Origin of the sequence: Novosphingobium sp. (assembly GCF_036803765.1) — a bacterium.
Classification (GTDB): domain Bacteria; phylum Pseudomonadota; class Alphaproteobacteria; order Sphingomonadales; family Sphingomonadaceae; genus Novosphingobium.
Genome location: NZ_DAIRTS010000005.1, coordinates 14873 through 39959, shown reverse-complemented (window position 1 = coordinate 39959; position 25087 = coordinate 14873). Strand labels below are relative to the sequence as shown.

The following is a 25087-nucleotide window of genomic DNA, read 5'->3' as shown; positions in this document are numbered from 1 at the left end:
CTTTTTTCAGCCCAGCTGGCCCGGAATGTGGCTCTCGTGGTTGGCGAGATACCATTCCGCGATTTCCTCGCGCGTCGCCCACCAGACGCCCGGCAGCGACTTGGCGTGCTCGATGAACTCGCGCAGCGCGCGGATGCGATGCGCGCGGCCCGAGACGTGCGGGTGCAGGCCCAGGTTCATGATGCGGCCGGTCTTCTCGCCCTCGGCGTAAAGCACGTCGAGTTCCTCGATCAGCACGTCGCGATATTCGTCGGTCGTGTAGTTCTTGCGGGTGATGAAGGTGAAGTCGTTGATCTCGTTCGAGTACGGCACCGAGACGATCGGACCGTTCGGGGTCCGCAGCAGATACGGCTGATCGTCGTTCATGATGTCGCAGTAGAACGTGCAGCCCTGCTCGGCGAGGATATCGGCGGTCTGCATCGTGCCGCGCAGCGACGAGGACAGCCAGCCCTTCGATCTGCGCCCGGTGAACTTTTCGAACTGGGCCAGCGTGCGCAGGACGATCTCGCGCTCCTTGGCCGGGTCGTTGGCGAAGTTGGTCAGCAGCTCGCCCTGCTCCCAGTTGTGCGTGAGCAGCTCCCAGCCGCGCTCGAGCACCGCGTCGGTCATTTCCTTGCGACGTTCGAAGGTGACGGCATTGGTCGTGCAGCTGGCCTTCACGCCCAGTTCGTCGAACAGGTCGATCAGCCGCCACAGGCCGACGCGCTGGCCGTATTCGCGCCAGGTATAGTTGGGAAAGTCGGGAGTGTTGCCGGGCAGGATGTCGGGCAGGATCGACGGGCCGCCGGCGTAATAGGGCTTGTCGGTATCCTTGACGAGGTCCCAGGTCTCGAGGTTGAACGTCAGGATCAGCGCGACCCGGGCGCCGTTGGGCCATTTGAGAGGATTGCGCTTGGGCAGCGGGACGTAATCGTATTCCATCGAGGCGACTCCGGCTGGATGCATTTTCCGTCGGTCATGGCAGGGATGACGCTCTTGCACCGCCCGCTGCCATGAAGTGCGCCAACACTGCAAAGCCGCCGCGCGCGCGAACATGGCGCTGCCCCGCCTGCCCGACTGTCGGACAGTTCCGCCCCGGTGTACGGCGTTTGCCCTGGGAGGCAATATCATCCGGCCATGACGACACCCGGTCCGACCGCCGCCCCGCCCCGCAGTCTGCGCGGCCGCATTGCCTATCGCGACGCGGATGGCGAGAACGTCGGCCACGAGCATTTCGAACTGGTTGGCCACGAAGGTGGCCACCTGCTGCGCGCGCTGTGCCGCATCGACGAGGCCGACCTGCTGCGCGACGTGTCGCTGTCGATGGATCACGCCTGGCTGCCGGAAGAAGGCTATTGCCGGATCCTGCGCGGAGGCCGTGCCGAGGCCGCCTTGTGGTTTCGTGTCGCACCGGGCGGCGTGACCATCGATGCCAGCATCCGGGGCACTCCGCTGGCGCAGCAGTTCATCGCCACGCAGCAGCGCCTGCCCTATCTCGGGCTTCATCCGCTGCAGGGCGATGCGCTCATCGTCGAGCAGCGCGGCACGGCGGCACCGGGCCAGTTCCTGCCGATCGAGACCGTGACCAACTCGATCTCGCCCAACGGCGATGAAGCGACCGCGGGCGCGCACCTGTTCATCGACGCCGCCTATATCGGCGAGGAGACGATCGAGGTCACCGCCGGCCGGTTCGCCGCGCGTCGCTATGCCCTGCGCTGGCGGGAGGACTGGCCGCCGGCGGACTTGTGGGTCCGGCAGGAGGACAACCTGTTCCTGCTGATGCGCTGGTCGATGATCCCCACCTGGTACGAACTCACGCACTGGACCGACGAAAGGCCGACCGCATGACCGAACGCCCCGTTTCCTCGCTCATCCGCGGCACGATCTTCGTGCGCGACCTGCCGCGCGCCACGGCATTCTATGCCGCGCTGGGCTTCACCGAGATCTATTACGAAGGCGTGCTGACCGACCCTTCGGCCTCGACCATTATCGGCTTTGCCGACCATGGTCCGCTCACCGTGCGGATCGTCAAGAGCGGCGGGCCGAACTACGGCATGATCGGGCTGTTCCTGATCGACCCGGCGCTGACGCCCGAGGTCGTGCCGATGGCGACCGGCCCTGCCCGCATCGGCGAAGTCGCGCTGGTGTTCTATGTACGTGACATGGATCACGCCCTGTCGGCCCTGCGCGCCGCCGGCGCCACCTGGTCGCCCGAGCCGGAAGTGTTCCGCATGCCGCACCGGGCCCAGCGCGAGGTGTGCATGCGCGACCCCGATGGCGTCCTGCTCAACCTGGTCGAGAACGATCCGGCCGAGCAGGAGCTGACCGGGCGGGAGGGAGCCTGACGCCCCTCCCGGCCCGGCAATCTCAGAGCCCGAGGTTGCCTGGCGAGGCCAGGCCCTTGGGATCGAGCTGCTGCTTGATGGTGCGCACGAGCTGCAAAGCCTCCGGCTCCAGCCGGTCGGCATAGGGATAGGCGCGGCCAATCTGGAAATGCACCGCCCCGTGGGCCACGAGAAGATCGACGAGGTCCTGCTTCAACTGTGTGGCGAAAGCCCGCGCCTCGGGGTTCTCGGCATGCTTGGGCAGGTTCGCGAGGTAATCCGCCGGGACCGCCGCCGTATGATAGGCGGTGATCGCATCGGGCCAGTAGATCGCGATCTCGTAGAGGAAGCCACCCGAGCCGATCGCGCCGAACATCGTCCCGCACCACACGCCGAGGCGCTTCATGTCCGCGGCACGGGCATCGAGCAGCGCGACGTAGGCGCGGTGGAAGTCCTTCGTCGCCGAATGCGGCAGGTTGCCGTGCAGCGGCACCCAGCGCTCACCGGCCGGGCCCAGCGTGTTGTAGAGCGGCGCGAAGGGCATGCCGCGCACCACCGCCGGAACCGTGGCGGCGATCTCGCGGCCGAGGTCCTGGTTGATTTCGCGAATGCGGTGCAGCCGCGCGCGCACCTCGGCATCGTCGAAGCCCTCGACGATGTAGTGCGTCATGTACTTCGCGGCGGCGATCTGGCGGCGTGCACTGACCCCGGCCTTGACCACTTGCTGCACGCCCGACAGGAGCGAAGGCGAGCTGCGCAGGATCGAGAGCGCCATGCCCAGCGTTGCGCCCGCGCGTTCCTGCCGCGCGATCTGGCCCTGCGACAGCGCCGCGTCGAGCGCGAAGTGCGTATCCTCGATCCGCTCGCGCGCAATCAGGCGCATCGAGTCGTGCATCGCCTCGAAGCTGTCGAAGGCGAAGGAGATCGGGCGGTGATGCGGGCGGCGCGCAAGCACCGGCAGCGTGATCCGCGCCTTGACGCCGAGCGTGCCGCAGTCGCCGGTGAACAGGCCGGTGAGATCGGGCCCGTAGTGGCGCATGAACGGCATGGCGCCCGCGGCCGCTGGCCCGGTGCGCAGCAAGGAGCCATCGGCGGTGACGATATCCATCGACAGCACGCTGTCCGCCGAAATGCCGTAGAGCGCCGAGCCGTGGCTGATCGTGTTCTGCGACATCGAGCCGCCGATGGTCGCGGCCAGCCCCGAGAACGGCCCCCAGAACGGGGTGCGCAGGTCACGGGCCGCCAGCGCCTCGCGCAGGTTCGCCCAGGTGACGCCCGCCTCGACCGTGACATGGCCGTTTTCGACGTCGATGGCGAGGATGCGGTTCAGGCTGCCCATGTCGATGAGCAGCTGCCCCTCGTCACGGCTGCTGTAGCCATCGGTATAGGACGCGCCGCCGCCGCGGGTGGTGAAAGCCACGCCCTCGGCATTGGCGAGCGCGACGACCTGCTGCAGCTGCTCCACCGCCTGCGGGCGCACCACCGCGATGGGCATCTCCGCGGCGCGGAACACGTCGGTCGCCAGCGCGACAACCGCCTCGCCGGTGATGACATTGGCCGGCCCGACGATCGCCGCCATGCGGCCGGCAAGACCTACGTTGTCCATGACCGCGACGCTCATCCCTTTGCGATGTCCGCGATGACCTGGCTGTAGCCCTCGCTGGTCTCCTGCGCCTCGGCCTCGGCGGCCTCCTTGCGCATGAGATAGAACAGGCGATCGAGCATGGCCTGGCGGCGCGCCTCGCGCGCCTCGAGCGCGTCTTGGTCGAGGGTGATGGTCTTCATGCCACCGGCAAGGTCGAGGCCCTTTTCGGCCGCGACCCGCTGCATGAGATCGACCTGGTCAGCAAGGACCGACACTTCGCCGGCCAGCACCATGATCATCGACATCATCTGGTCGAGGCCGGGGGTATCGTAGAAGCTCGGGCGCTTGCCCTTGGCGCTGCGCAGCATCGGCGCGATTTCATCGGTCATGTGGGGATCCTCAATCCTGCTTCTGCGCGATCAGCACTTCCCAGCCGCCACCGGGGGCAAATTCGCCGGCGACGAAGTCGCGCTCGGCCACGGATTCCGAGGCCTCCGCGCTGTAGCCGGCCGCCTCGCTCTGCGCGAACATCATCACGGCCATCGGTGCGGTGTCGAACCGGATGGTCTCGGCCGGGAAGCCCGCGTCGCGCGCCAGCTTGACCTGGTCGAGTTCGCGCATCGCGCCCCAGAACGGCTCGTTGTTGTAGTAGGTCTCGTTGTCGAGGATGAACTGCGTGAACGGGTCCATCAGGTCGAACGGCGGCAGGTCGGCGTGGATCATGTAGCCGCCGGGTGCGAGCAGGCGGTGGCATTCGCGGAAGATCTGCGGCATCGCCTTGCCCGAGGTTTCGTGCAGCAGGATGTGGCTGACCACGAGGTCGAAGTGCCCGTCGGGGAAATCCACCTTCTCGGCATTCATCTGCGCGAAGTTGACATCGAGGCCCATCGCCCCGGCGCGCGCGTGGGCAAAGCGCACCATCGGGCCGCCGACGTCCACGCCCCAGACTTCGGCCTCGGGGAACAGCTCCTTGTAAGGCAGCGTCGAGTGGCCGACGGTGCAGCCCAGATCGAGGATGCGCTTGGGCGAAAAGCCCTTGAGGCGCGCCTTGATGTAGTGGCAGACCGAGCGGCCCATGTCATCGTTGTCGGGGCCGGTGTAGCCCATCGCGTAGAGGAACACGCCGCGGTCGTAGAGCGCGCCGAGGCGCAGGTCATCATGGCCGGGCCGGCCGACGTAGCCGCCGGGCATGCAGTGGATGTCGAGCGAGGAGACATAGCGCGGGACCTCGAAGCCCTCCGCGATGCGCAGCTCGCCGGCGTTGGCGGCCGTGGCCGCCGCCGTGCGCTCGATCAGCGCGTCGCCCTCGCGGTCGATGCTGTCGATCACGCTGTCCCAGAGCAGCTCCTGGCTGATCCGGTTCACCGCGGCATAGTGCTGGAAATAGGTGTCGGGGACCATGGCCTTGCGGATGTCGTGCCGGTCGGCGGGCGCGCGCCCGGCTTCCTTCTCGAAGCGCTTGGCCGCGCGCGTGCGATAGACCGGGCCAAGGCCGGGCAGGATGCCCTGCTGGATGAAGTGCTTGAGGCTCTTCACGAACTCCTGGCGGGCCGCCTCCTCGGGCGTCGCTTCGGGCAACACACCGTGGTCGGCTTGTTGAAACGTGTTGAGCATCTGTCGTTCTCCGAAAGCCGTGTGACCCGGCGAATTCTGGTCTGGGCCGACGCTAGATGCAACGCCATGGCGTGGTCAGCATCGCGCCCGGTTTATCCGACAGTCGGTGATACTGCCGTCGATCGGTGTCGTGGCGCTCAGCGCCCGCCGAGCACGTCGAGGGTGATGCCGGTGATGTAGCTCGCCTCGTCCGATGCGAGGAACAGCACCGCATCGGCCACCTCGCGCGGCGTGCCCAGCCGGCCTAGCGGCGTCAGGCGCGTGGGCGAGAGCACCATGCCGTCGGCGTCCATCTGCTTGAGGTACGGCCCGGCCAGTTCTGTATCGATCGGACCGGGGGCGACAGCGTTGACGTTGATGCCGTGCTCGGCCAGTTCGATCGCCATGTCGCGGATGAAACCGTGTACCCCGGCCTTCGCGGTCGAGTAGGCGCAGGCGCCGCGGTAGTACGAGTTCCACACCGTCCCCTCGCGCGCACCCGACGACATGCAGATGATGCGCCCGTAGCCCCGCTCCATCATCGGGCGAACCGCCGCGCGGGTGAACAGGAACATCGAGCGCAGGTTGACGCGCATGACCATGTCCCAGTCCTCGACCGAAAGCTCCCAGATCCGGCCGGCCTTCCCGACACCCACGTTGTTGACCAGCACGTCGACCGGCCCGAAGCGCTCGCGCGCCGCGGCCATGGCGCGGTCGACATCGGCTTCCTCGGTCGCATCGGCCACGACCCCGATCGCCGCGCCGCCGGCATCGGTGATCGTGCGCACCGCTTCGTCGAGCCCGGCTGCGTCGATGTCGGTCAGCACGACCCGGGCGCCCTCTTCCGCCAGCCGGATCGCCACGGCCTTGCCGATGCCCTTGGCCGCGCCGGTGACGAGGGCGGTCCGCTGATCCAATCTTGCCATTCTGCGCGTCCTTACTTGCGGGTCAGTTGTACCGGGCCATGGTCGGCCAGCCGATCGTCCAGCCGCTGCCGCGCCTCGCCATCGACTGCGGGATGGAAGGCGGCGATGAACGCGAGGCTGAGATCGACCATGTCGCCCAGTCGCTCGAGCTGGGGCGGAACCGCACGGCCGGGCTCACAGATCGCGTTGCCGAAATAATGGTCCACACCCTCGAGGAAGGCGAGGTAGCGATCGCCGTCGGCTGGGGCCTGGAGATGCGCGTCGAGATGGACGCGCCAGCCCTCGTCCATCTCGGGCCAACCGGGCATCAGGTCCGCATCCCCGGTCTGGACCAGGGTCGGAACCGTGGTCCCGGCATAGCCCTCGGCTTCCATGAACTCGGCGATGATCGGGGGCGGCGACCAGGCGACGACGCACCGCGCGCGCGGGTCGTGCAGTGGCCCCGTCATGCCGTCGAGCAACCTGCCATGCGCGCCGCCCAGCACCAGCGCGATCAGCGCGCCATAGCTGTGCCCGGCGGCGACATAGGGGCCGTCGACGAGGCTCGCAAGGGCGTGCATGTCCTCGATCCGGCAGCCCCAGGTCGCAAGACCGGGAAAGTCCTCGCGCAAGGGATGGCTGCGCGAGTCGACATGCAGCGGTGCCAAGACATCGTAGCCCGCCTGCTGCCAAGGAGTGATGATCCGCAGGTACGCGCCGGGCTCGCTTTCGAAGCCATGCGAGAAGGCGATGGTGCCGCGGCGCGGCGTACTTGCGGGAAAGACCTCGATGACCGCCTCGCGACCGCTGGCCAGCGCCACGGTATGTACGAGCGGCCCGGCGTGGGTCTTACCTGGGGCAGCGGGATCGGACGGCATGGGCGGCCTTTGAAACGAGGAACCGGCACCCCTTGCGAGGGTGCCGGTCCGTGAGTGCAGCGTCTGGCTCAGTACTTGAAGCGGAAACCGCCCATGACCGTGCGCGGCTCCATCGGCAGCTTGTACCCGAACACGCCGGGGATGAAGTCGAAGCCGGTGAAGTAGTCTTTGGAATTCAGCACGTTCTTCGACTGCACGTAGAGCTCCACGCGGCCGCCGTCGATCTTGTAGGTGACCGAGGCATTGGCGCGGCCGATCGGGCCCATCAGGCTGTACGGCGACAGCGACACGGTGGTGAAGAACTTGCTGCGATAGCTGAAGTCGCCCGCCATCACGAGTTCGTCATCACCGATCGGCACGGTGTAGTTGCCACCGACCTGGTACTGCCAGCGCGACAGGAGCGGCAGGCGATAGGCACCGCTCTGGGCCGCCTGGGTCGACGGGTCGAGCTCGGCATACTTGTCGTGCGTGTACGTCAGGCTGCCGAACAGCGACAGATTGCGCACCGGCTTGAGCGTCAGTTCGCTTTCCACGCCCCAGACCCGCGCCTTGGCGGCGTTCTGGAAGATGAACGAACCGCCACCGGCGTCAGCCAGCGTCTGCAGGTCGCTCAGCGTCTCGTAATAGGCCGCGACGTTGAGCTGGGCCTTGCGGTCGAAAGCCTGGGCCTTGAGGCCGGCCTCGTAGGACCACGCCGTCTCGGGACGATAGGAACTGCCGAAGATCGACGGGTTGGCGACCACCAGCGAGTTGAAGCCGCCGGCGCGATAGCCCTTCGAGATCGTGGCGTAGATCATCGTGTCAGGGTTGATGTCGTACTGGATGTTGAAACGCGGGGTCCAGACATGGGCCTTGAAGGCATTGGAGCCGGGCACCAGCAAGGCGTTCGGACCAGCCGCGTTCGGCGTCAGCGAGTCGAACGACTTCTTGTCGTCGCTGTAGCGCAGTCCGACCGACACGGTCAGCGCATCGACGAGCTTGTAGTCGGCCTGGCCATAGAACGCGAGGCTCTTCGACACGGTGGAATAGGTCGAGGGCAGGAACGTCAGGCCGAATGCGGCGAAGTCGTCCTTGATGAACGACTGGTGCGCGTCTTCGTCGTAGTAGAACATGCCCGCGATCCAGTTCAGCCGGCCATCGGCCGCCTTGCCGAGAAGCTGCAGCTCCTCGCTGAACTGGTGCTGCCCGGCGATGCTCTGGCGGTTGAAGCCGGTCACCACCTGGTTCGTGCCGGGCAGCGTGTAGCCGCCCGAGAAGTCGAGGCTGAGCTTGTCGCTGAGATGGCTGTACGCGGTGATCGAGCGCAGCGTCACGGCGCCGAAGTCGTAGCCGAGGCGCAGCGACACGCTGTCCTGGCGGGCGTTGCCGTACTGCTTGCGCGGGGTGTTGGTGTTGTAGAAGTTGCCGAGCAGCGACTCGTTGGTCGCAAGGTTGAGCGGCACGAAATACTGCCCGTCAGTGAGGCTGGCGCCATAGCGGCCGGTCAGCACCGCTTCCAGGCCGGGCACATCGGTGATGCCCACGGCAACCTGCGCGCCGTACTTGTGCCACTTGCCCACGTCGGTCTTGAGCGACTCGTTGTACTGCCAACCCTTGTTGCGCACGTCGTAGAAGCCCGAGGCGGCGATGGCGATGTGCTCGCCCAGCGGCGCGCCGGCGCTGACCTTGGCCTTCACTTCCTCGAAGGTGCCATAGCTGACGTCGGTGTTGACCCATTTCTCGCCGTTGGGCTGGCGGGTGATCAGCTTGACCGCGCCGGTCATCGAGTTGCGGCCATAGAGTGTACCTTGCGGGCCGCGCAGAACTTCGACGCGCACGATGTCGGCGAGGTCGTAGTTCGCCGCCGACAGGCGCGACTGGTACACGTCGTCGATGTACATCGCGACGGGCGATTCCGAGGTGATGCTGCCGCCGTTGACCTCGAGCGCGCCGCGCATGCTGATCGCGATGGCGTTCGGCGAGGCGGTCACCGGGGTGATCTGAAGGCCGGGGGTGCTGGCCGCGATGTCCTGGACCTGCACGACGACGCGCTGCTTGAGCATGTCGTTGGTGATGGCGGTGACCGCGACGGGGGTGTCCTGCAACGACTGTTCGCGGCGCTGCGCCGTGACGAGGATCTCGCCGCCGGTTTCGGGCGCGGCAGGGGCCGCGCCTGGAGCTGCGGCGTCAACCTGCTGGGCTGCGGCTACGTCGGCCCAGGTGCAGGCCGATGCTGCAACCGCTGCCATGAGTAAGGCTCTCATCATCATGATTTCCACCCCTTCGCGTCTTATGTTGTACGCCGTGTGATACGTCCGTCACAAAGCTGACTCCGACGCTGATTAAGGTAAATCGACCATCATGGGTTTGACCGCACAGCGGCGATTCGCCTCGTTTTTTGGGTGAACTTTTTCGCAGCTGCAGCAAACCAGATTATGCGCGGCGGCTGACCCGATCGATGAACGGGCGGGCCACGTCGAGTGCTGGCGCACCGCGCTCGTCTGGCATCATGTGGCCGCAGTTGTCCACGACCTGCAGCACCTTGTCCGGCGTCGCGAGCAGCGCCAGCGCGCGGCGTCCCTCGCGCTCGAGCGGGGTTTCGGGATCGCGATCGGACCAGAGCAGAAGCGTGGGCACATCGATTCGCGCCAGATCGCCGGGCGTGCGGGCGAATTCCTCGGCGGCTTGGGCCGGGTCCGGCAGGACCGCGCCGGGGAACTGGCGATTGTTGAGCTCGCTCCAGCGGCGTGCCAGCGCGTCGGTCACGCGGGACGGATCGGCGAAGTTAGCGCGCAGCACCGCGCCCCAGAACGCGGCGCTGTGCCAGTGCGGGTGATGCGCTTCAGCAGCGATCGCGGCCCGCAAATCTTCGGGCATCGCGTCGTGATCGTGCTCGAGCGGTCCCACCGCGATGTTGTTGAGGATCAGCCCGTCAAGCCGGCCTGCGCGCTCGGCAGCATAGGCGGCGGCCGGGACGCCCGCACTCGACGTGCCAACCAGCACGAAGCGGTCGATCGCCAGCGTATCGGCCAGGGCGTCGATCAGATTCAGCTTGCGCGCCGCGTCATAACGCCCTGTCGCATCGGGCGCAGACAGCCCGAACGCCGGCCAGTCAAACCGTACGACGCGATGGTCGGCCTGCAGGCCACAAGCCCAGTCATCCCACTGCCGCAGCGAGGCATAGGAGCCGTGAAGCAACAGGATCGCCGGCCCTGTGCCTTCATCGACTACATGCAGCACCTGCCCTGCCACCTCGATAAAGCGCGACGACGGCAGGGCATGGCGTGTCCGCAGCTCGGCCTCGGTGGGGAAGCCGCCCGGCGGGGTATCGGTATCATGCGAAGACATGGCCACGCTATGCCCCCGCCCTGGTTGTTTGACCAGCGACCGCCGGCGCGCCTATCCGACCTGCGGACGTTGCGCGGTTCTCCGCCTGATGGCCAAACCCTCGGGGTCGATGGCGTCATCGCGACATTGTCGCGACCGTTCCGACCTTGTGCACCTCGCTTTCCGGAACGACTCCATGACCCAGCCCATTGCGCCTCCCATCCGGATGATCTCCTTCGGCACGCTGTGGCGCTATGGGATAGGCCAGGTTGGCGGCCAGGTCTTCCGCGATGCCCCGGCCACGCTGCTGCCGATCTTCATGTCGACGATGCTGGGCGTGCCGCCGTGGATGTCGGGCCTGGCGGTGATCGTCCCCAAGCTCTGGCTGATCCTGTGCGACCCGTTCGTCGGCGCGATGTCCGACCGGTTCAATGCGCGCTGGGGCCGCACGCCGTTCCTGATCGCGGGGGCCATCATCACCAGCATCGGCTTTGCCGCGATGTTCTTCGTGCCCGTTGCGAAAGACCCGGCGGTGAGCGCCGGCTTGGTAAGCTTCCTGTTCTTCCTCGCCTCGACCGGGTTCAGCGCCTTCTCGGTGCCCTACCTGGCCTTGTCGTCCGAGGTATCCGCCGACGGGCACCAGCGCAGCCGTATGATCGCCGCGCGCATCATTGGCGCCATCGTCGGCGTGATCGCCGGCATCGGGCTTGCCCAGCCGCTGATCGGCCTTTTCGGCGGCGGCATGCACGCCTGGCGCGTCACCACGCTGGTGCTCGCCGCGCTGTGCCTCGTCACCATGCTGACGACGGCGGCGACCATGCACGGCCGCGCCGATTGCGCGACGGCGGCAACGCCCGGCGAAGGCATGTTCCGCAACATCCTCCACGCCCTGCGCGAGCCCGATTTCCGCTGGCTGACCCTGACCTACCTGCTGCAGTGCATCTCGCAGGGGTGCAGCTTCACCGTGGTGAGCTTCGTCTTCATCCTGTGCGTGGGCAACGTGAACCTCATCCTGCCGTTCGTGCTGATGATGTCGCTCGGCAGCCTGCTCAGCCAGCCACTCTGGCTTGCGCTGGCCAAGCGCTGGGGCAATCCCGCGTGCTTCCTGATCAGCAACCTCGGCTACATCCTGCTCAGCATCACCGCGTTCTGGATCACGCCGGGTGACGACGTGCTGCTGCGCCTGCCGTTCGGCGAGGCGATCTCGACCCAGCAGGCGATCGTCCTCGTCCGAGCCCTGCCATTGGCGATCTTCAACAGCGGCTTCCTGCTGTTCACGCTCTCGATGTTCACCGACACGGTCAACGGCGCCAAGGTGCGCAGCAACAACCAGCTCAACGAGGGTGTCTTCTCGGGCATCTTCACCGCCACCGAGAAACTGTCCTTCGCGATCGCGCCGCTGCTGTCGGGCATCGTAATGAGCGCCAGCGGTTTTTCCGCCTCGACCGGCGGCATCCAAGCCCAGAGTGCGTCGGCGCTCACCGGCATCCTCGCGACGTACTCGCTGATCCCGGCAGGCATCATGGCGCTCAGCCTGCTGACCTTCCGCCAGTATCGCGCCGCGACCGACAGGCGCACCGCCGCGCATTGATAGAAATGCCCGCCGGGCGCTATCCCGGCGGGCAGCCTGCACATTGAAGCATTCAACGGACGACGACAGCAGTCGCGTGCTTGCCGACCTGGCCCTTCGACCAGCTCAGGGCGACCGAGGGCAGGGACAACCATACCCCCGTCGTTCGTGCTGAGCCGGTCGAAGCACCATGCCCAGCGCTCGCCCGCCTCTGCCTTTGCCTGGCGAGCGCGCAAACGCACCGGGCTACGGCAGCGTCACCGATGCCTGCAAACCGTCATGGATCTTCTCTAGGGAAGTTATGGCTTTGCCCGGCCATCTCGGGTTTTTTCCGGATCAGCCTCTATGGGCTGATGGTGCGGTCGAGAAGACTCGAACTTCCACGGGCTTTCGCCCACAACGACCTCAACGTTGCGCGTCTACCAATTCCGCCACGACCGCATATCGTTCCGGGAAAGCGTCTGGCGCCGTCCCGTCGGGGTAGGAGCGCGCCACTAGCAGAGGGTTATGGGGGCTGCAACAGGCGACGCGATTTTTTTATCCCCAGGCCGATACGGCGATGTCTTCAGCCCGGCACCTTCTGCCGTTCAGTCCGGCTTCCAGCCGATTTCCGCCGATTTTGCGCTGCGAGGCACGTCGGTGACGGCCTCGTTCACGGTCACGCTTTCACCCGGACGCAGCTTTTCGCGCGGCGGGGCGACGTCCCAGGTGTAGACGATGCGGTTCTTGGCATCGCGCAGCACGATGAGGATCGGCGGCACTTCGCGCAGTTCCTTGCCGACGTTCGTCACCGTGCCACTGGCCCCGAAATATTCGGTGCCGTTGGGCAGCGTGCGGCGATCCTGCCGGGCAGGCGGGAAGGAGAGCACGAGGTCGGGACGCGTGCTGCCGAAGGTCGGGCGGCTGACCGGCAGCCAGTCAGGCAGGCCCAGCCACGAGACGAGCCCGATGAGCAGCGCGACCGCCACGGCAAAGGTGATGCCCGCCGCAGTCCACAGCCGGGCCGGGTTACGACGCGGGCGGAACGGGGGCTCGTGCTCGAAACTCGAAACGGGCGAGACGAATTCGGTGACCGGCTCGCGCGGGGCAGGACGCTGGGCCGCGGGTTGCGGCGCAACGGGGGCCTCGCTCGCCGCGGCCGTGCCGCGGACCGGCAACGCGCGGGCGGACATGGCTGCCATGTCGGGCGTCGCCGCCGGAGGCACTGACGCGCCGCTGGTCCGGGTTGCCGACGCAGGCGTCATCAGGTCGGCCGGAGCGGGGGCATTGTCAGGCGCAGGGGCCGCCGGGGCGGGTGCGGGATCGACCTGGCCCGCAGGTGCCGCAGCCTGCGCCGCCGGGGCGGCTGCAGGCGGGGCATCAGACGATGGACGTGGCGGAAGTTCCGGGCCGGCCTGGAACCAGCTGTGCCGGCACTGGGCACAGCGGACGGTGCGGCCGTCCACACCGATCGCGCTGTCGGGAACGACATAGCGCGTCGCACAGGCGGGACAGGCGATTATCATGACGCCCGTCTAAGCATGGCGCGCAGGGCCGAAACAATAGGGTCAAGGGGTGCAAAACGCCGTTACGCCCTTTTTTCCACATGCATTGCTGCGTATAGCCGTTGTTGCAGAGCCGGCACCGCTGCATGGCGCTGGCAAACCCCAAGGGAACCGTCCTTCCGTCCATGAACCAGCCTGCTGCCGAGATTGTCCAGTTCGACAATGTCGGGCTGCGTTATGGCGCCGGGCGGGAGGTTCTGGCGGACGTGTCGTTCACGCTCTATCCGGGCTGCTTCTACTTCCTCACCGGGGCGAGCGGCGCGGGCAAGACCAGCCTGCTCAAGCTGCTGTACCTCGCGCAGCGCCCCTCGCGCGGGCTGATCCGCATGTTCGGCACTGACGCGATCACGCTCCCGCGTGAACGGCTTCCCGGCTTTCGCCGCCGGATCGGGGTCGTTTTCCAGGATTTCCGGCTCGTGCCGCACCTTTCGGCGTGGGACAACGTGGCGCTGCCGCTGCGCGTCGCCGGCCAGGCCGAGCAGGACATCGCCAAGCCGGTGTCGGACATGCTCGAATGGGTGGGCCTGGGCGACCGGTTCGATGCCCGCCCCGCGACGCTGTCGGGCGGGGAACAGCAGCGCGTGGCGATCGCGCGTGCGGTGATCGCGCGGCCCGACGTGCTCGTGGCGGACGAGCCGACCGGCAACGTCGATCCCGACATGGCGATCAAGCTGCTGCGCCTGTTCGAAAGCCTCAACCGGCTCGGCACCACGGTCGTCGTCGCCACGCACGATCTGCACCTCATCCGCAAGGTTCCGGATTCGCTGATCATGCGGCTCGACAAGGGCAAGCTGGCCGACCCGACCGGTGCGCTGCGCTATCCGCCGCGGCGCCAGCGGCAGGACGCGGCCGCGGCGCTCGACGCGGCAGACCTGCCATGAAACAGCTGGCGGCCACCCTGCCCCGGCGCCTGCGCGCGCTCGGCGGAGAAGGCGAATCGCGCCTCCTGCCCGAGGCGCGCCTGTCGGGACCAATGCCCTGGGTCATCGCCATCATGATCGCGCTGACGGTGGTCGCCGCGGCAAGCGCGCTGGCGCTGCGTCATGCAGCGGCCGCCGCCAGCGCCGATCTCGAGGGCGGCGTCACGGTGCAGATCGTCTCGGCCGCGCCCGCCGAACGCCAGCGCCAGAGCCGAACCGCACTCGACGTGCTGCGCCGGGCGCCCGGCGTCCTTCACGTCGAGGCGGTGCCGCAGGACCAGCTCAATGCGCTGGTCGAACCCTGGCTGGGGACGCGCACCGGCGACGATCTCGATGCCCTGCCGATCCCGGCGCTGATCGATGTACGGCTGCGCGCAGCGGCCACGCCTGCGGCCCTCGACGCGCTGCGGACAGCACTCGCGAAGCACGCCCCTGCGGCGCACGTCGATGCGCAGTCGAGCTGGCTCGCCCCCGTATTCCGCGCGATCGGCGCGCTGCAGTGGGCCGCCGGCGGCCTGATCGCGCTCTTCGCCTTCGCCACGGCCTCGGCCGTGCTGCTGGCGGCGCGCAATGCGCTGGGCATTCACCGCGAGACGATCGAGGTGGTGCACATGCTCGGCGCCACCGACCTGCAGATTGCCCGCGTGTTCCAGCGCTCCATGGCGACCGATGCAGCGATGGGCGGGCTTGTCGGGCTTCTCGCCGGCGTCGTCACCACGCTGGGCCTGGGGCGCCAGTTCTCGGCACTCGGATCGGGCATGGTCGCGCAAGGCTCGCTGGCCTGGACCGACTGGATGGTGCTGGTCGCGATTCCGATCGCCGGGGTGCTGCTGGTGATGGTCACGGCCCGACTGACCGTGCTTGCCGCCTTGCGGCGCATGCTATGAAGCGCCCACCGATGAGCCAGCCGTCATGAGAAAACCGCCCGGCCTGTTCCGTCGCATCGCTGCGACCGTGCTGCTCGCCTGGATGCTGGGCTTCCTGTGGTTCGCCTGGTTCCTGCCGCAGCCTGCGCCTGCGGGCACGCGCACCGACGGCGTCGTAGTGCTGACTGGCGGCGGAGGGAGAATACCGCGTGCGCTCGACGTGCTGGCCGCAGGCAAAGCCGACCGCCTGCTCGTCAGCGGCGTCGATCGCCAGGTGCGCCCGGCCGAGTTCGCCGCCGAATACAAGGTGTCGCGCCGGGCGCTGGCGTGCTGCATCACGCTCGGCTTCGATTCCGTCGACACCCGCTCCAACGCGCGCGAGGCCACGGCGTGGATCGCGCGCAACCACATCCACAGCGTGCGCCTCGTCACCACCGACTGGCACATGCGCCGCGCGACGTTCGACCTCTGGGTCAGCGCCCCGCGAGGGGTGACGATCGTGCGCGATGCGGTACCCTCGCGGCCGAGCCTGCGCATCCTATTCCTCGAATACAACAAGCTGCTGGCGCGCATGATCGCGTGGCTGGCGGGATGGTGAAGACGATGGCGAAGACCGACCGCCCAGCAAGCATCGGTGACGTGGTGCGCAGCCTCGTCTTCTATGTCGCGTTTTACACCTTCACCGTGGGGCTGCTCCTGGCGCTCGCGGTGGTTCTGGCCGTGGCGCCGCGCGGCGTCTTCGCGATGGTGCAGGCTTGGACGGGCACGCACCGGTGGCTGGTGCGCCATGTCCTGCGCATCCACGTCGAGGTAGAGGGCACCCAGGCCACCGGCCCCGTGCTCTACGCCATCCGCCACGAGAGCTTCTTCGAGGCGATCGACCTGCCGCAGGTGTTCCACCGCCCCTGCATCTTCGCCAAGATGGAGCTGATGCGCATCCCGGTGTGGGGACGCGCGGGCTGGGCCTATGGCCTCATCGGCGTCGAACGCGAAGCCGGAGCCAAGACGCTGCGCTCGATGCTGACCCATGCACGCGCGCGGCTGGCAGACGGACGACCGCTGGCGATCTTCCCCGAAGGCACGCGCGTGCCCTCGGACGCGCGCTATCCGCTGCAATCGGGTTTTGCCGGGCTTTACAAGCTGCTGTCGCTCCCCGTGGTGCCGGTCGCGGTGCACAGCGGGGCGCTCTATCACCGCCGGTGGAAGCGCCGCGGCACGATCCGCTACGTCATCGGCGAGCCGATCCCGGCAGGCCTCCCGCGCGAGGAAATCGAGGCGCGCGTGCTCGACGCCATCGCGCCGCGAAACTGACGCCGCTCATCACTGCCCTCGCGTATTGCCCCCGCCCTACTGCCAGGGCCTGACACCGCCGGGCGCGATCCGCTCGATCATTTCCAGGCGCCGTGCCTGGCGCGTCTCGAGCGACAGCGTCATCAGCGGCTGCGGCTGCTCGACGAACTGGCGCGGCGAGATGCCGAACAGCGCCGTGAACTCGCGGATCAGGTGGCTCTGGTCGTAATAGCGCAGCGCCAGCGTATCAGCCTCCGCCGCGTCCGCGACGCCGCGCAGGTGGCTGGCCATGTCGAGCGCGCGGGCGCGGCGCAGCACCTGCTTGGGCGGAATGCCGAAGTCACGGCGCACGATGCGCTCGAGCCGGCGCTGCGGGATGCCGTTGCGCTCGGCAAATTCCCCCACGGCGATCGACGGGTCGGCCAGCGCCGCCGCCTCGAAGCGCGCGGTGACGGGGTCGATCTCTACCGCGCCGCGCCATGCGATCGCGGCGCGCATCTGCGCCTCCATCGCCAGGCACCAGTCCTCCGGCGTCGCATCGGGTGCGAACTGCGCCATCCATGCCGCTGACGAAAACCCGAGCACCTCGACCGCATCGAAGCGATCGAGATAGTCCGGCACGGCCAGCCCGAACAGCGCATGGCAGGCGCCGGGACGCAGCAAGAGGCCGACGCTGGTGAAACTGCCGGTCACGCCCACCGGCATGCTGCGGCTGTTGGGGCCGAAGAACAGCGCCGCCTCCATCGCGTGCCGCAGGCCGTCACGCGTACCGGCGGTCCACGTGCCGCGCAGCTGGACGCGGATGCACGAGGTGTCGGCGAAAAGCCCGCACTGCAGCGTGTAATCCGCCGGCACGTCCACCTTGGTCACATAGAGCCGGGCCACCCACGGCGCGAGATCGGCCGCCGGCGCGCGGTTGTAGGACAGCGGCTGTCCATCGCGTGTCACGCCCGCCGCCGGCGCGAGCGCCCGGTCCACGGCGGGTTTCATCTGCCGGTTCATCGAAGTTTCAGCCCCCTGAAAACCCGTACTGCTCACGGCAGCTGTCACGAAAATGCGACCCTTTCCCGTCGCATCGTGCCGTGCGTTGATCGCTTTAACCACGTTGCGACGGGAATCGCAATTTGGCCCGTGTGACGGGTTGAACGAGACCGGGGTTGCGGGGGTCCGCGCTCGGCTTGACCCGCCCGGCGGGATCGGCGAAGCAGCCCTCATGAACCTCGACAACGACATCGCCCTCGCCCGCCGCCTGGCAGACGCCGCCGGGGCTGCGATCCGGCCGCACTTCCGCCACGTCGAAGCGGAGCGCAAGGGCGATGCCTCCCCGGTCACGCTCGCCGATCGCGCCGCGGAAGAGGCGATGCGCGCGATCCTCAAGGCCGAAGTGCCGCGTGATGCCATCATCGGCGAGGAATTCGGCAATAGCGAGGGCAGCACCGGGCGCACCTGGGTGCTCGATCCGATCGACGGCACCGCGGGCTTCCTGGCCGGGCGCGCGATCTTCGGCACGCTGATCGCGCTGCTGGTCGACGGATTTCCCGTGCTCGGCGTGATCGACCAGCCAATCGCGGGCGAACGCTGGATCGGCGCCTCGGGCCGGCCGACGACGCTCAACGACGTGCCGGTGCGCACCCGCCCCTGCCGCGAATTGTCCGAGGCGACCATCGCCACGACCGGGCCGCACTACTTCAGCCAGCACGAGGGCGACCACTTCATGGCGCTGGCCGGCAAGACCGATTACCGCCGCATGGTGATGGGCGGCGACTGCTACAACTACGCCATGCTCGCCACCGGCCAGCTCGACATCGTCTGTGAGGCCGGGCTCAAGATCCATGACTGGGCCGCGCTGGTCCCGGTGGTCGAGGGCGCGGGCGGCACCATGGCCGACTGGAACGGCGAGCCGCTGCATGCAGGCTCCGAGGGCCATGTCCTTGCGCTCGGCGATCCGGCCCGGCTCGACGACGCGATCGAGGCACTTGCCGCGGGCCACTGAGCCCGCTCCCTTCAGGAACGCCGTGCGCGGCTGGCGCGTTGGCTAGGCCATGACCACCCGCACCATCGTCATGGCCTTGCCATGACCACCCGCACTGTCGTCATCACCGGTGCCGCCGCCGGCATAGGCCGCGGCACCGCGCTCCACTTCGCAGCGCTCGGTTGGCGCGTCGCCGCCCTCGACCGCGATGCGCAAGGCTTGCGCGAACTGGCCACGATGCTGCCGCGCGGCCGCGTCATGACGGTGGCCTGCGACGTCGGCCGCGAGCGGGCGGTAGAGCGCGCGTTCGGGCGCATCACCGGCTGGGCGACCGACGGGGTCGATTGCCTCGTCAACAATGCCGGTATCGCCGACCCGGTGAGCGGCCCGCTCGAAGACCTGACGCTGGCGGCGTGGCAGGGCTGGATCGACAGCTCTTTGACGGCCGCGTTCCTCTGCACCCGCGCCGCGCTGCCGCTGCTGCGCCGGCGCGAGGGTGCGAGCGTGGTCCACGTCGCCTCGACGCGCGCGCTGCAGTCCGAGCCCGACACTTATGCCTATGCCGCGGCCAAGGGCGGCCTCTGCGCGCTGACCCATGCCATGGCCGTAGGCTTAGGCCCGGCGGTGCGGGTCAATGCCGTGCTGCCCGGCTGGATCGAGACAGGCCCGTGGCAGCGCAGCGACAAGGCCAGCGAGCCGCAGCACAGCGAAGCCGACAAGGCGCAGCATCCGGTCGGCCGGGTCGGCACGGTCGAAGACATCGCCACGACCATCGCCTGGCTCGCCAGCCCCGACGCGGGGTTCGTCACCGGACAGCAGATCGTGGTCGACGGCGGCATGACGCGGCGGATGATCTACGCGCAATAGATCTCAAACTAGCGGCTTGCCGCGCCCGGTTGCGCATGCAACCTTGTCCTCATCCCCCGAAGAAGAGGACGTACCATGAGCAAGTTGAAGAGCGTGGCGCTGGGAGCGGCCGCGCTGATCGCGATGACCGGTGGCCTGGCCAACGCGAAGACCGTCGTCGTGCGCGCCGCGCACATGATCGACGTCCTGGCCGGCAAGCGCGTCGACCAGGCCCAGGTCACCATCACCGACGGCCGCATCACCGCGGTCGGCCGCCAGGGCGATGCCGTGCCCGCCGGTGCGGAGGTGATCGACCTCGGCCAGCGCACGCTGCTGCCCGGCCTCATCGACATGCACGTCCACCTGACCTCGGACCCGACGCTGAGCGGCTATCGCGGTCTCGAATTCACGGACAATTTCTCGACCGTGATCGGCGTTGCCAATGCCCGAAAGACGGTCGACGCCGGGTTCACCACGGTGCGCAACGTCGGCTCGGGCAACTTCGACGACGTCGCGATCAAGCAGGGCATCGAGGCCGGCTATGTCCCCGGCCCGCGCATCGTGCCCGCGACCTATGCGCTCGGCGCGACGGGCGGCCACTGCGATTCCACGGAGTTCCCGCCCTCGATCACCGTGCCCTCGCCGCAGATCGCCAACACGCCCGAGGAATTCCGCGCGCTAGTGCGCAAGATGCGCAAGTACGGCGCCGAGGTCATCAAGATCTGCGCGACCGGCGGCGTGTTCTCCAAGACCGACTCCGTGGGCGCGCAGCAGATGAGCTTCGACGAGCTCAAGGCCGTGGCCGACGAGGCGCACATGCTCGGCATGCGCGTGGCCGCCCATGCCCATGGCACTGCAGGGATCAACGACGCGCTGCGCGCCGGGATCGATACGATCGAACATGCCAGCCTCGCCGACGAGGAAAGCTTTAAGCTGGCTAAGGCCAAGGGCGCCTGGCTCGACATGGACATCTACAACGACGACTACATCCTGGCGGAAGGCGAGAAGAACGGCGTCTTCGCCGAGAGCCTCGCCAAGGAGAAGATGATCGGCCGCAAGCAGCGCGAGACCTTCCGCGCAGCCCATGCCGCCGGGGTCAAGCTGCTGTTCGGCACCGACGGCGGCGTCTATCCCAACGGCTACAACGCCCGCCAGTTCGCCAAGATGGTCGAGTGGGGCATGACCCCGATCGAGGCGATCCAGGCCGCCACCAAGAGCGCCGCCGAAGCGCTGGACCGCACCGCCGACGTCGGCGCGATCGCGACGGGCCGCTATGGCGACCTCATCGCCGTGGACGGCGACCCGCTGGCCGACGTGCGCACGCTGGAAAACGTCGCCTTCGTGATGAAGGGCGGCGAAGTGGTCAAAGCCGCGCAGTAATGAGGTGGAGGGGGAATGAGATGCCCCCCTCCCATTTTCCGTTCGTCCTGAGCTTGTCGAAGGACGCAAACGCCGCCCGTGCCGGCGGAGGCCCTTCGACAGGCTCAGGGCGAACGGGAGAATGGGTGTTGTGGGTCCGCCAGCGCGAATCCACACACCACCCATCACGCCCTTCTCCCTTCCCAACCTCCGTTCGTCCTGAGCCTGTCGAAGGACGCATGCGCCGCCCGTGCCGGGCCATACGCGCCGATCCCGAGCATCCCGATAACCCCATTGCCACGCAGGCCCGGCAAGGCTAAACGCACCACCAGCATCAAGAGTTGGGGATGACGCCCCAACGCCAACCTGCCGGTTTCCGGGCAAGGTGGCGCTCCCCGCAAGGGAGGATGTGGCCTATCCGGCAACCAAGCGGAGCAAGCCCGGCGTCTCTTTCCAGCTCGCGTTGCGTGCCCTTTGTGGAAAGACGTGCCCGTGCCCATCAGGATTGCCGATACCCTCCCCGCCCGCCGCACCCTCGAAGCCGAGGGCGTGATCGTCATGAGCGAGAGCGAAGCCGCGCGGCAGGACATCCGCCCCTTGCGCATCGCGCTGCTCAACCTGATGCCCGACAAGATCACCACCGAGACGCAGATTGCCCGCCTGCTCGGTGCGACGCCGCTGCAGATTGAGCTCGAGCTGGTGCGCCTGTCGGGCCATGTCAGCAAGACGACCTCGGCCGGCCACCTCTCGGAATTCTACCGCCCGTTCCATGACGTGGCGGACGAGCGCTTCGACGGTCTCATCGTCACCGGCGCCCCGGTCGAGACCATGGACTACGGCGACGTGACCTATTGGGAGGAACTGAGCCGCATCTTTGCGTGGAGCCAGAGCCACTGCCATCGCCTGCTGACGATCTGCTGGGGCGCGATGGCCGCGCTGCAGCACTTCCACGGCGTGCCCAAGCATGCGCTGGGTGCCAAGGCGCATGGCGTGTTCGACCACGACAACCGCCGCCCCAGCAGCCCCTGGCTGCGCGGGCTGTCCGATGTAGTGCCCGTGCCCGTCTCGCGCTGGAGCGAGATCCGCCGCGAGGACCTGCCGCCGCAGCTGACCCTGCTGCTCGACAGCGTCGAGGTCGGGCCGTGCCTGATCGACGATCCGGCGCACAAGGCGCTGCACATGCTCAACCACCTCGAGTACGATACGCTGACGCTCGACACCGAATACCGCCGCGACGGCGAGCGCGTGCTGCCACGGCATTATTATCCCGGCGACGATCCGGCACAGCTGCCGCGCAACACCTGGCGCACGCACGGCCACCAGCTGTTCGGCAACTGGATCAACGAGGTCTACCAGACCACGCCGTTCGATCTCGCGCAGATCGGGCAGGAGGCCTGAGGCGCGCCGCTCTGGGGTGTGTCCCCGAATCAAGTTGCCAAACCCGGCCCTCATCGTTAAGGGCCGCCCCTTCATCCACGCGGTATCGCGTTCCGGCCTGGCCATGTAGGGCTGCCACGGCAGGAACACCGCGTTGAACGAGGAGACGAAAATGCCCAAGCTCAAGACCAAGAGCGGTGTGAAGAAGCGCTTCAAGCTCACCGCGACGGGCAAGGTGAAGCACGGCGTGGCCGGCAAGCGTCACCGCCTGATCAGCCACAACGCCAAGTACATCCGCCAGAACCGTGGCACCGACGTGATTTCCGACGCCGACGCGAAGGTTATCAAGAAGTGGGCGCCCTACGGGCTGAACTGAGGAGGCTGATCCATGTCCCGTATCAAGCGCGGCACGACTACGCGTGCCAAGCATAAGCGCATTCTCGACCAGGCCAAGGGTTACCGCGGCCGTCGCAAGAATACGATCCGCGTCGCTCGCCAGGCCGTTGAAAAGGCTGGCCAGTATGCTTACCGCGACCGCAAGGTCAAGAAGCGGACCTTCCGCGCCCTCTGGATCCAGCGCATCAACGCTGCGGTCCGCGCCGAAGGCCTGACCTATTCGCAGTTCATTCACGGCACCAAGCTGGCCGGGATCGAACTCGATCGCAAGACGATGGCCGATCTGGCGATGAACGAAGGCGGCGTGTTCGCGGCCGTCATCGCGCAGGCCAAGGCAGCCCTTCCGGCCGCCTGATCGCCTCACGCGACATGCACAGGAAAAGGCGCCCGATCCGCAAGGACCGGGCGCCTTTTTCGTGCGCCCTTCTCTGGTATTTCGTCAGCGCGCGGTGACGCGCCAGACGGTGTTGCCCACGTCGTCCGCCACCAGCAGCGCGCCCTTGGCGTCGAAGCCCAGGCCGACCGGGCGGCCATGGGCCGACTTCTCGTCCTTGGTGAGGAAGCCGCTGACGAAGGCCTCGGGCTTGCCCGCGGGGCGCCCGTTGGCAAACGGCACGAAGGCGACCTGGTAGCCGTTGAGCTGGGTGCGGTCCCAGCTGCCGTGCTCGCCCACGAAGGCGCCACCCTGATAGCGCGCCGGGAATGCACCGCCATTGGCGAAGGCAAGGCCGAGCGCGGCCACGTGCGGCCCCAGCGCATAGTCGGGCGGCGTGGCGCGGGCGACCATGTCGGGCCGCTCGGGCTTGACGCGCACGTCGACATGCTGGCCATACCAGCTCCACGGCCAGCCGTAGAACGCGCCGGGCTTAACGTGCGTCATGTAGTCGGGCACGAGGTTGTTGCCGATCTCGTCGCGCTCGTTGACTACTGTCCACAGGTCGTTGGTCCCGGGCCGGAACGTCAGGCCATTGGGATTGCGCAGGCCCGTGGCGTAGGGCCGCATCGCTCCGGTCTGGCGATCGACCTCGAAGATCCGCGCGCGGTCCTTCTCGGCCTCGTGCCCGTTCTCGACGATATTGCTGTTCGAACCGACACCGACATAGAGCTTGGTGCCATCGGGGCTTGCGGTCAGGCTCTTGGTCCAGTGGTGGTCGATCGGCCCTCCGGGCAGCTCGGCCAGCACCCGCGCCGGACCGCCCAGCCTGGTATCACCCGTGCGGAACGGATAGGCCAGGATGGCATCGGTTGCCGCAACATACAGCGTCTGGTCGACCACGGCGATGCCGAAGGGCGAGAACAGCTTGTCCGCCAGCACGAAGCGCTGGTCGGCGACGCCGTCGCCGTTGGTGTCGCGCAGCAGGAGTACGCGGTTCCCAGGCTTGGTGTCACCATGGACGGCGCCGATCGTCAGACCGAACACGATGTCCTTGGGGCGCAGCACCGGCGCCAGGCCCGGATCGCCGCTTTCGACCACCAGCACGTCGCCATTGGGCAGGCCCAACACCGAGCGCGGATTGGCGAGATTGCGGGCGAAACCCTGGATCGCGAAGCCTCGCGGCACGGTCGGCGTCTCGTTCGCCTTCCAGCCGATCGGCGTTGCCAGCCCCATCGGCGGGAACAGGAACTGCTTGGGCGCCGGCAGCCTAGGCTGGTTGCCATACTGCTCGTGCGCCGGAAATTCCGGCTTGGAACAGGCGGCGACGCCGGTGACGAGCGCGGTGGCGACGAGCGCCCTTATCAGCCGCGCGCTCATGCCCGCACCTGCGCGCGCTGGTGCACATAAGCCATGCGATGACCGATGAAGCCGGTCACGACCATGATCGCCACGGTCAGCACTGACAGCGTAATCCCGGTCGGCACCACGCCGGTCCAGCCATCGCGCGAGTGGACGAAGTTGTTGATCAGCGCGAGCGCCAGCACCACCACGTTGCCGACCATGTGCAGCCAGCCGCTGCCCGGACGTGCCGCCGTGCGATTGCCGAACCAGTCGACCAGCCCGCAGATCGCGGCGAGCCCTGCGAAACCGAGGCCGAAGGCGAGCAGCCACTGCGAGAAGTTGGCCCACTGGACCTGGGGACTGTTCACATAGGCGATGTCGGTGAGCATCGCCCCGGTGAAGCAGACGATCGGGAATGGCACCAGCATCGCATGGACCGGCACGCCGCCGATCGTCAGCCGGGGCCGGAAAGGACGAGAGTCCATCAGGCGTCTCCGCAAAGAGGGCCGGCGCACAGGGGTTGCACCGGATTTGCTTCGCGAAACGCGTGGTGTGGCAAAAGGTTGCTGGGGTGTCGCGCTTGGGGCTTCGACAGGCTCAGCCCGAACGGTACAGGAGAGGACATCCTGTCCAACCCCCGTTCGCCCTGAGGTTGTCGAA

25 protein-coding genes, 1 tRNA gene and 1 riboswitch are annotated in these 25087 nt (G+C 67.7%); of the genes, 13 read left to right on the top strand and 13 right to left on the bottom strand.

Translation table 11 applies throughout. The annotated features are described in order from the left end of the window. Positions 1-6: 6 nt before the first annotated feature. Positions 7-945 (bottom strand): polysaccharide deacetylase, encoded by a 939-nt coding sequence (locus V7Q48_RS04640; protein ID WP_333836561.1) that lies wholly within the window; start codon positions 943-945, stop codon positions 7-9. 171 nt (positions 946-1116) lie between these two features. On the opposite strand from V7Q48_RS04640, the gene V7Q48_RS04635 reads away from it, so the two are divergent. Both V7Q48_RS04635 and V7Q48_RS04630 read left to right on the top strand, forming a co-directional pair. Beyond that, a complete protein-coding gene (locus tag V7Q48_RS04635) occupies positions 1117-1827 on the top strand; it encodes a hypothetical protein (RefSeq protein WP_333836560.1) in 711 nt (236 codons plus the stop codon). Further along, the gene (locus V7Q48_RS04630) at positions 1824-2324 is read left to right on the top strand and encodes a VOC family protein (protein ID WP_333836558.1); all 501 of its coding nucleotides are present in this window, start codon (positions 1824-1826) and stop codon (positions 2322-2324) included. Before V7Q48_RS04635 ends, V7Q48_RS04630 begins: the two co-directional genes overlap by 4 nt. A 22-nt stretch (positions 2325-2346) precedes the next feature. Here V7Q48_RS04630 and V7Q48_RS04625 read toward each other — a convergent pair whose 3' ends face one another. The 7 genes from V7Q48_RS04625 to V7Q48_RS04595 form a co-directional block, all read right to left on the bottom strand. After that, a complete protein-coding gene (locus V7Q48_RS04625) occupies positions 2347-3924 on the bottom strand; it encodes an FAD-binding oxidoreductase (RefSeq protein WP_333836557.1) in 1578 nt (525 codons plus the stop codon). Then, complete coding sequence (locus V7Q48_RS04620; protein WP_333836556.1) at positions 3921-4277, bottom strand: hypothetical protein; 357 nt, start codon at positions 4275-4277, stop codon at positions 3921-3923. The genes V7Q48_RS04625 and V7Q48_RS04620 overlap by 4 nt, the downstream gene beginning before the upstream one ends. A 10-nt stretch (positions 4278-4287) precedes the next feature. Then, positions 4288-5502 (bottom strand): class I SAM-dependent methyltransferase, encoded by a 1215-nt coding sequence (locus tag V7Q48_RS04615; protein ID WP_333836555.1) that lies wholly within the window; start codon positions 5500-5502, stop codon positions 4288-4290. Positions 5503-5639: 137 nt separating this feature from the next. Then, positions 5640-6407, bottom strand: coding sequence for an SDR family NAD(P)-dependent oxidoreductase (locus V7Q48_RS04610; protein WP_333836554.1), 768 nt, complete (start codon positions 6405-6407; stop codon positions 5640-5642). 11 nt (positions 6408-6418) lie between these two features. Then, positions 6419-7264, bottom strand: a complete 846-nt coding sequence (locus tag V7Q48_RS04605; protein ID WP_333836553.1) for an alpha/beta hydrolase family protein — start codon at positions 7262-7264, stop codon at positions 6419-6421. A 68-nt stretch (positions 7265-7332) separates the two neighbouring features. Beyond that, a complete protein-coding gene (locus tag V7Q48_RS04600) occupies positions 7333-9492 on the bottom strand; it encodes a TonB-dependent receptor (RefSeq protein WP_333836552.1) in 2160 nt (719 codons plus the stop codon). A 184-nt stretch (positions 9493-9676) separates the two neighbouring features. Next, the gene (locus tag V7Q48_RS04595) at positions 9677-10591 is read right to left on the bottom strand and encodes an alpha/beta fold hydrolase (RefSeq protein ID WP_333836551.1); all 915 of its coding nucleotides are present in this window, start codon (positions 10589-10591) and stop codon (positions 9677-9679) included. Positions 10592-10766: 175 nt separating this feature from the next. Between V7Q48_RS04595 and V7Q48_RS04590 the strand changes: the two genes are divergently transcribed. Next, positions 10767-12161, top strand: coding sequence for an MFS transporter (locus V7Q48_RS04590; RefSeq protein WP_333836550.1), 1395 nt, complete (start codon positions 10767-10769; stop codon positions 12159-12161). A 333-nt stretch (positions 12162-12494) separates the two neighbouring features. Here the strand turns inward: V7Q48_RS04590 and V7Q48_RS04585 are convergent. Then, positions 12495-12581 (bottom strand) — tRNA-Leu (locus V7Q48_RS04585). 146 nt (positions 12582-12727) lie between these two features. After that, on the bottom strand, positions 12728-13645 hold the full coding sequence (locus V7Q48_RS04580; RefSeq protein WP_333836549.1) for an MJ0042-type zinc finger domain-containing protein: 918 nt from the start codon (positions 13643-13645) through the stop codon (positions 12728-12730). A gap of 164 nt (positions 13646-13809) precedes the next feature. Here V7Q48_RS04580 and ftsE point away from each other — a divergent pair, with 164 nt between their 5' ends. The 4 genes from ftsE to V7Q48_RS04560 are packed head-to-tail and all read left to right on the top strand — an operon-like array spanning position 13810 to position 16781. Continuing rightward, positions 13810-14565, top strand: coding sequence for a cell division ATP-binding protein FtsE (gene ftsE, locus V7Q48_RS04575; protein ID WP_333836548.1), 756 nt, complete (start codon positions 13810-13812; stop codon positions 14563-14565). Beyond that, positions 14562-15491 carry a cell division protein FtsX gene (locus V7Q48_RS04570; RefSeq protein ID WP_333836547.1) on the top strand — a complete coding sequence of 310 codons (930 nt, stop codon included), beginning with the start codon at positions 14562-14564 and terminating at the stop codon, positions 15489-15491. The genes ftsE and V7Q48_RS04570 overlap by 4 nt, the downstream gene beginning before the upstream one ends. Before the next feature lie 25 nt (positions 15492-15516). Beyond that, positions 15517-16068 (top strand): YdcF family protein, encoded by a 552-nt coding sequence (locus tag V7Q48_RS04565; protein ID WP_333836546.1) that lies wholly within the window; start codon positions 15517-15519, stop codon positions 16066-16068. A gap of 5 nt (positions 16069-16073) precedes the next feature. Beyond that, the gene (locus V7Q48_RS04560) at positions 16074-16781 is read left to right on the top strand and encodes a lysophospholipid acyltransferase family protein (protein WP_333836543.1); all 708 of its coding nucleotides are present in this window, start codon (positions 16074-16076) and stop codon (positions 16779-16781) included. 36 nt (positions 16782-16817) lie between these two features. On the opposite strand, the gene V7Q48_RS04555 is transcribed toward V7Q48_RS04560, so the two are convergent. Continuing rightward, on the bottom strand, positions 16818-17750 hold the full coding sequence (locus V7Q48_RS04555) for a helix-turn-helix domain-containing protein (RefSeq protein WP_333836542.1): 933 nt from the start codon (positions 17748-17750) through the stop codon (positions 16818-16820). Between the two features lie 223 nt (positions 17751-17973). Here V7Q48_RS04555 and V7Q48_RS04550 point away from each other — a divergent pair, with 223 nt between their 5' ends. From V7Q48_RS04550 to rplT, 6 genes are all read left to right on the top strand, one after another. Continuing rightward, positions 17974-18753, top strand: a complete 780-nt coding sequence (locus tag V7Q48_RS04550) for an inositol monophosphatase family protein (RefSeq protein WP_333836541.1) — start codon at positions 17974-17976, stop codon at positions 18751-18753. A gap of 81 nt (positions 18754-18834) precedes the next feature. After that, the gene (locus tag V7Q48_RS04545; protein ID WP_333836540.1) at positions 18835-19599 is read left to right on the top strand and encodes an SDR family NAD(P)-dependent oxidoreductase; all 765 of its coding nucleotides are present in this window, start codon (positions 18835-18837) and stop codon (positions 19597-19599) included. A 75-nt stretch (positions 19600-19674) separates the two neighbouring features. Then, entirely contained in the window at positions 19675-20958 is a 1284-nt protein-coding gene (locus V7Q48_RS04540) for a Xaa-Pro dipeptidase (RefSeq protein WP_333836539.1), read from the top strand. Positions 20959-21263: 305 nt separating this feature from the next. After that, positions 21264-21376, top strand: a riboswitch (SAM-I-IV-variant riboswitch). A gap of 53 nt (positions 21377-21429) precedes the next feature. Further along, positions 21430-22335, top strand: coding sequence for a homoserine O-succinyltransferase (locus V7Q48_RS04535; protein ID WP_333836729.1), 906 nt, complete (start codon positions 21430-21432; stop codon positions 22333-22335). Positions 22336-22486: 151 nt separating this feature from the next. Further along, positions 22487-22690, top strand: coding sequence for a 50S ribosomal protein L35 (rpmI, locus tag V7Q48_RS04530; protein WP_022676503.1), 204 nt, complete (start codon positions 22487-22489; stop codon positions 22688-22690). Between the two features lie 12 nt (positions 22691-22702). Continuing rightward, positions 22703-23065 carry a 50S ribosomal protein L20 gene (rplT, locus tag V7Q48_RS04525; protein WP_333836536.1) on the top strand — a complete coding sequence of 121 codons (363 nt, stop codon included), beginning with the start codon at positions 22703-22705 and terminating at the stop codon, positions 23063-23065. A gap of 84 nt (positions 23066-23149) precedes the next feature. Here rplT and V7Q48_RS04520 read toward each other — a convergent pair whose 3' ends face one another. After that, positions 23150-24463 (bottom strand): PQQ-dependent sugar dehydrogenase, encoded by a 1314-nt coding sequence (locus tag V7Q48_RS04520; RefSeq protein ID WP_333836535.1) that lies wholly within the window; start codon positions 24461-24463, stop codon positions 23150-23152. Next, on the bottom strand, positions 24460-24912 hold the full coding sequence (locus V7Q48_RS04515; RefSeq protein ID WP_333836534.1) for a DUF2231 domain-containing protein: 453 nt from the start codon (positions 24910-24912) through the stop codon (positions 24460-24462). Before V7Q48_RS04515 ends, V7Q48_RS04520 begins: the two co-directional genes overlap by 4 nt. Positions 24913-25087 lie beyond the last annotated feature (175 nt).

What these genes read in the sequence shown, in the direction of transcription:
- V7Q48_RS04640 (WP_333836561.1), bottom strand. Translation starts at nt 945, where the DNA reads ATGCATCCAGCCGGAGTCGCCTCGATGGAATACGATTACGTCCCGCTG.
- V7Q48_RS04635 (WP_333836560.1), top strand. Translation starts at nt 1,117, where the DNA reads ATGACGACACCCGGTCCGACCGCCGCCCCGCCCCGCAGTCTGCGCGGC.
- V7Q48_RS04630 (WP_333836558.1), top strand. Translation starts at nt 1,824, where the DNA reads ATGACCGAACGCCCCGTTTCCTCGCTCATCCGCGGCACGATCTTCGTG.
- V7Q48_RS04625 (WP_333836557.1), bottom strand. Translation starts at nt 3,924, where the DNA reads ATGAGCGTCGCGGTCATGGACAACGTAGGTCTTGCCGGCCGCATGGCG.
- V7Q48_RS04620 (WP_333836556.1), bottom strand. Translation starts at nt 4,277, where the DNA reads ATGACCGATGAAATCGCGCCGATGCTGCGCAGCGCCAAGGGCAAGCGC.
- V7Q48_RS04615 (WP_333836555.1), bottom strand. Translation starts at nt 5,502, where the DNA reads ATGCTCAACACGTTTCAACAAGCCGACCACGGTGTGTTGCCCGAAGCG.
- V7Q48_RS04610 (WP_333836554.1), bottom strand. Translation starts at nt 6,407, where the DNA reads ATGGCAAGATTGGATCAGCGGACCGCCCTCGTCACCGGCGCGGCCAAG.
- V7Q48_RS04605 (WP_333836553.1), bottom strand. Translation starts at nt 7,264, where the DNA reads ATGCCGTCCGATCCCGCTGCCCCAGGTAAGACCCACGCCGGGCCGCTC.
- V7Q48_RS04600 (WP_333836552.1), bottom strand. Translation starts at nt 9,492, where the DNA reads ATGGCAGCGGTTGCAGCATCGGCCTGCACCTGGGCCGACGTAGCCGCA.
- V7Q48_RS04595 (WP_333836551.1), bottom strand. Translation starts at nt 10,591, where the DNA reads ATGTCTTCGCATGATACCGATACCCCGCCGGGCGGCTTCCCCACCGAG.
- V7Q48_RS04590 (WP_333836550.1), top strand. Translation starts at nt 10,767, where the DNA reads ATGACCCAGCCCATTGCGCCTCCCATCCGGATGATCTCCTTCGGCACG.
- V7Q48_RS04580 (WP_333836549.1), bottom strand. Translation starts at nt 13,645, where the DNA reads ATGATAATCGCCTGTCCCGCCTGTGCGACGCGCTATGTCGTTCCCGAC.
- ftsE (WP_333836548.1), top strand. Translation starts at nt 13,810, where the DNA reads ATGAACCAGCCTGCTGCCGAGATTGTCCAGTTCGACAATGTCGGGCTG.
- V7Q48_RS04570 (WP_333836547.1), top strand. Translation starts at nt 14,562, where the DNA reads ATGAAACAGCTGGCGGCCACCCTGCCCCGGCGCCTGCGCGCGCTCGGC.
- V7Q48_RS04565 (WP_333836546.1), top strand. Translation starts at nt 15,517, where the DNA reads ATGAGAAAACCGCCCGGCCTGTTCCGTCGCATCGCTGCGACCGTGCTG.
- V7Q48_RS04560 (WP_333836543.1), top strand. Translation starts at nt 16,074, where the DNA reads ATGGCGAAGACCGACCGCCCAGCAAGCATCGGTGACGTGGTGCGCAGC.
- V7Q48_RS04555 (WP_333836542.1), bottom strand. Translation starts at nt 17,750, where the DNA reads ATGAAACCCGCCGTGGACCGGGCGCTCGCGCCGGCGGCGGGCGTGACA.
- V7Q48_RS04550 (WP_333836541.1), top strand. Translation starts at nt 17,974, where the DNA reads ATGAACCTCGACAACGACATCGCCCTCGCCCGCCGCCTGGCAGACGCC.
- V7Q48_RS04545 (WP_333836540.1), top strand. Translation starts at nt 18,835, where the DNA reads ATGACCACCCGCACTGTCGTCATCACCGGTGCCGCCGCCGGCATAGGC.
- V7Q48_RS04540 (WP_333836539.1), top strand. Translation starts at nt 19,675, where the DNA reads ATGAGCAAGTTGAAGAGCGTGGCGCTGGGAGCGGCCGCGCTGATCGCG.
- rpmI (WP_022676503.1), top strand. Translation starts at nt 22,487, where the DNA reads ATGCCCAAGCTCAAGACCAAGAGCGGTGTGAAGAAGCGCTTCAAGCTC.
- rplT (WP_333836536.1), top strand. Translation starts at nt 22,703, where the DNA reads ATGTCCCGTATCAAGCGCGGCACGACTACGCGTGCCAAGCATAAGCGC.
- V7Q48_RS04520 (WP_333836535.1), bottom strand. Translation starts at nt 24,463, where the DNA reads ATGAGCGCGCGGCTGATAAGGGCGCTCGTCGCCACCGCGCTCGTCACC.
- V7Q48_RS04515 (WP_333836534.1), bottom strand. Translation starts at nt 24,912, where the DNA reads ATGGACTCTCGTCCTTTCCGGCCCCGGCTGACGATCGGCGGCGTGCCG.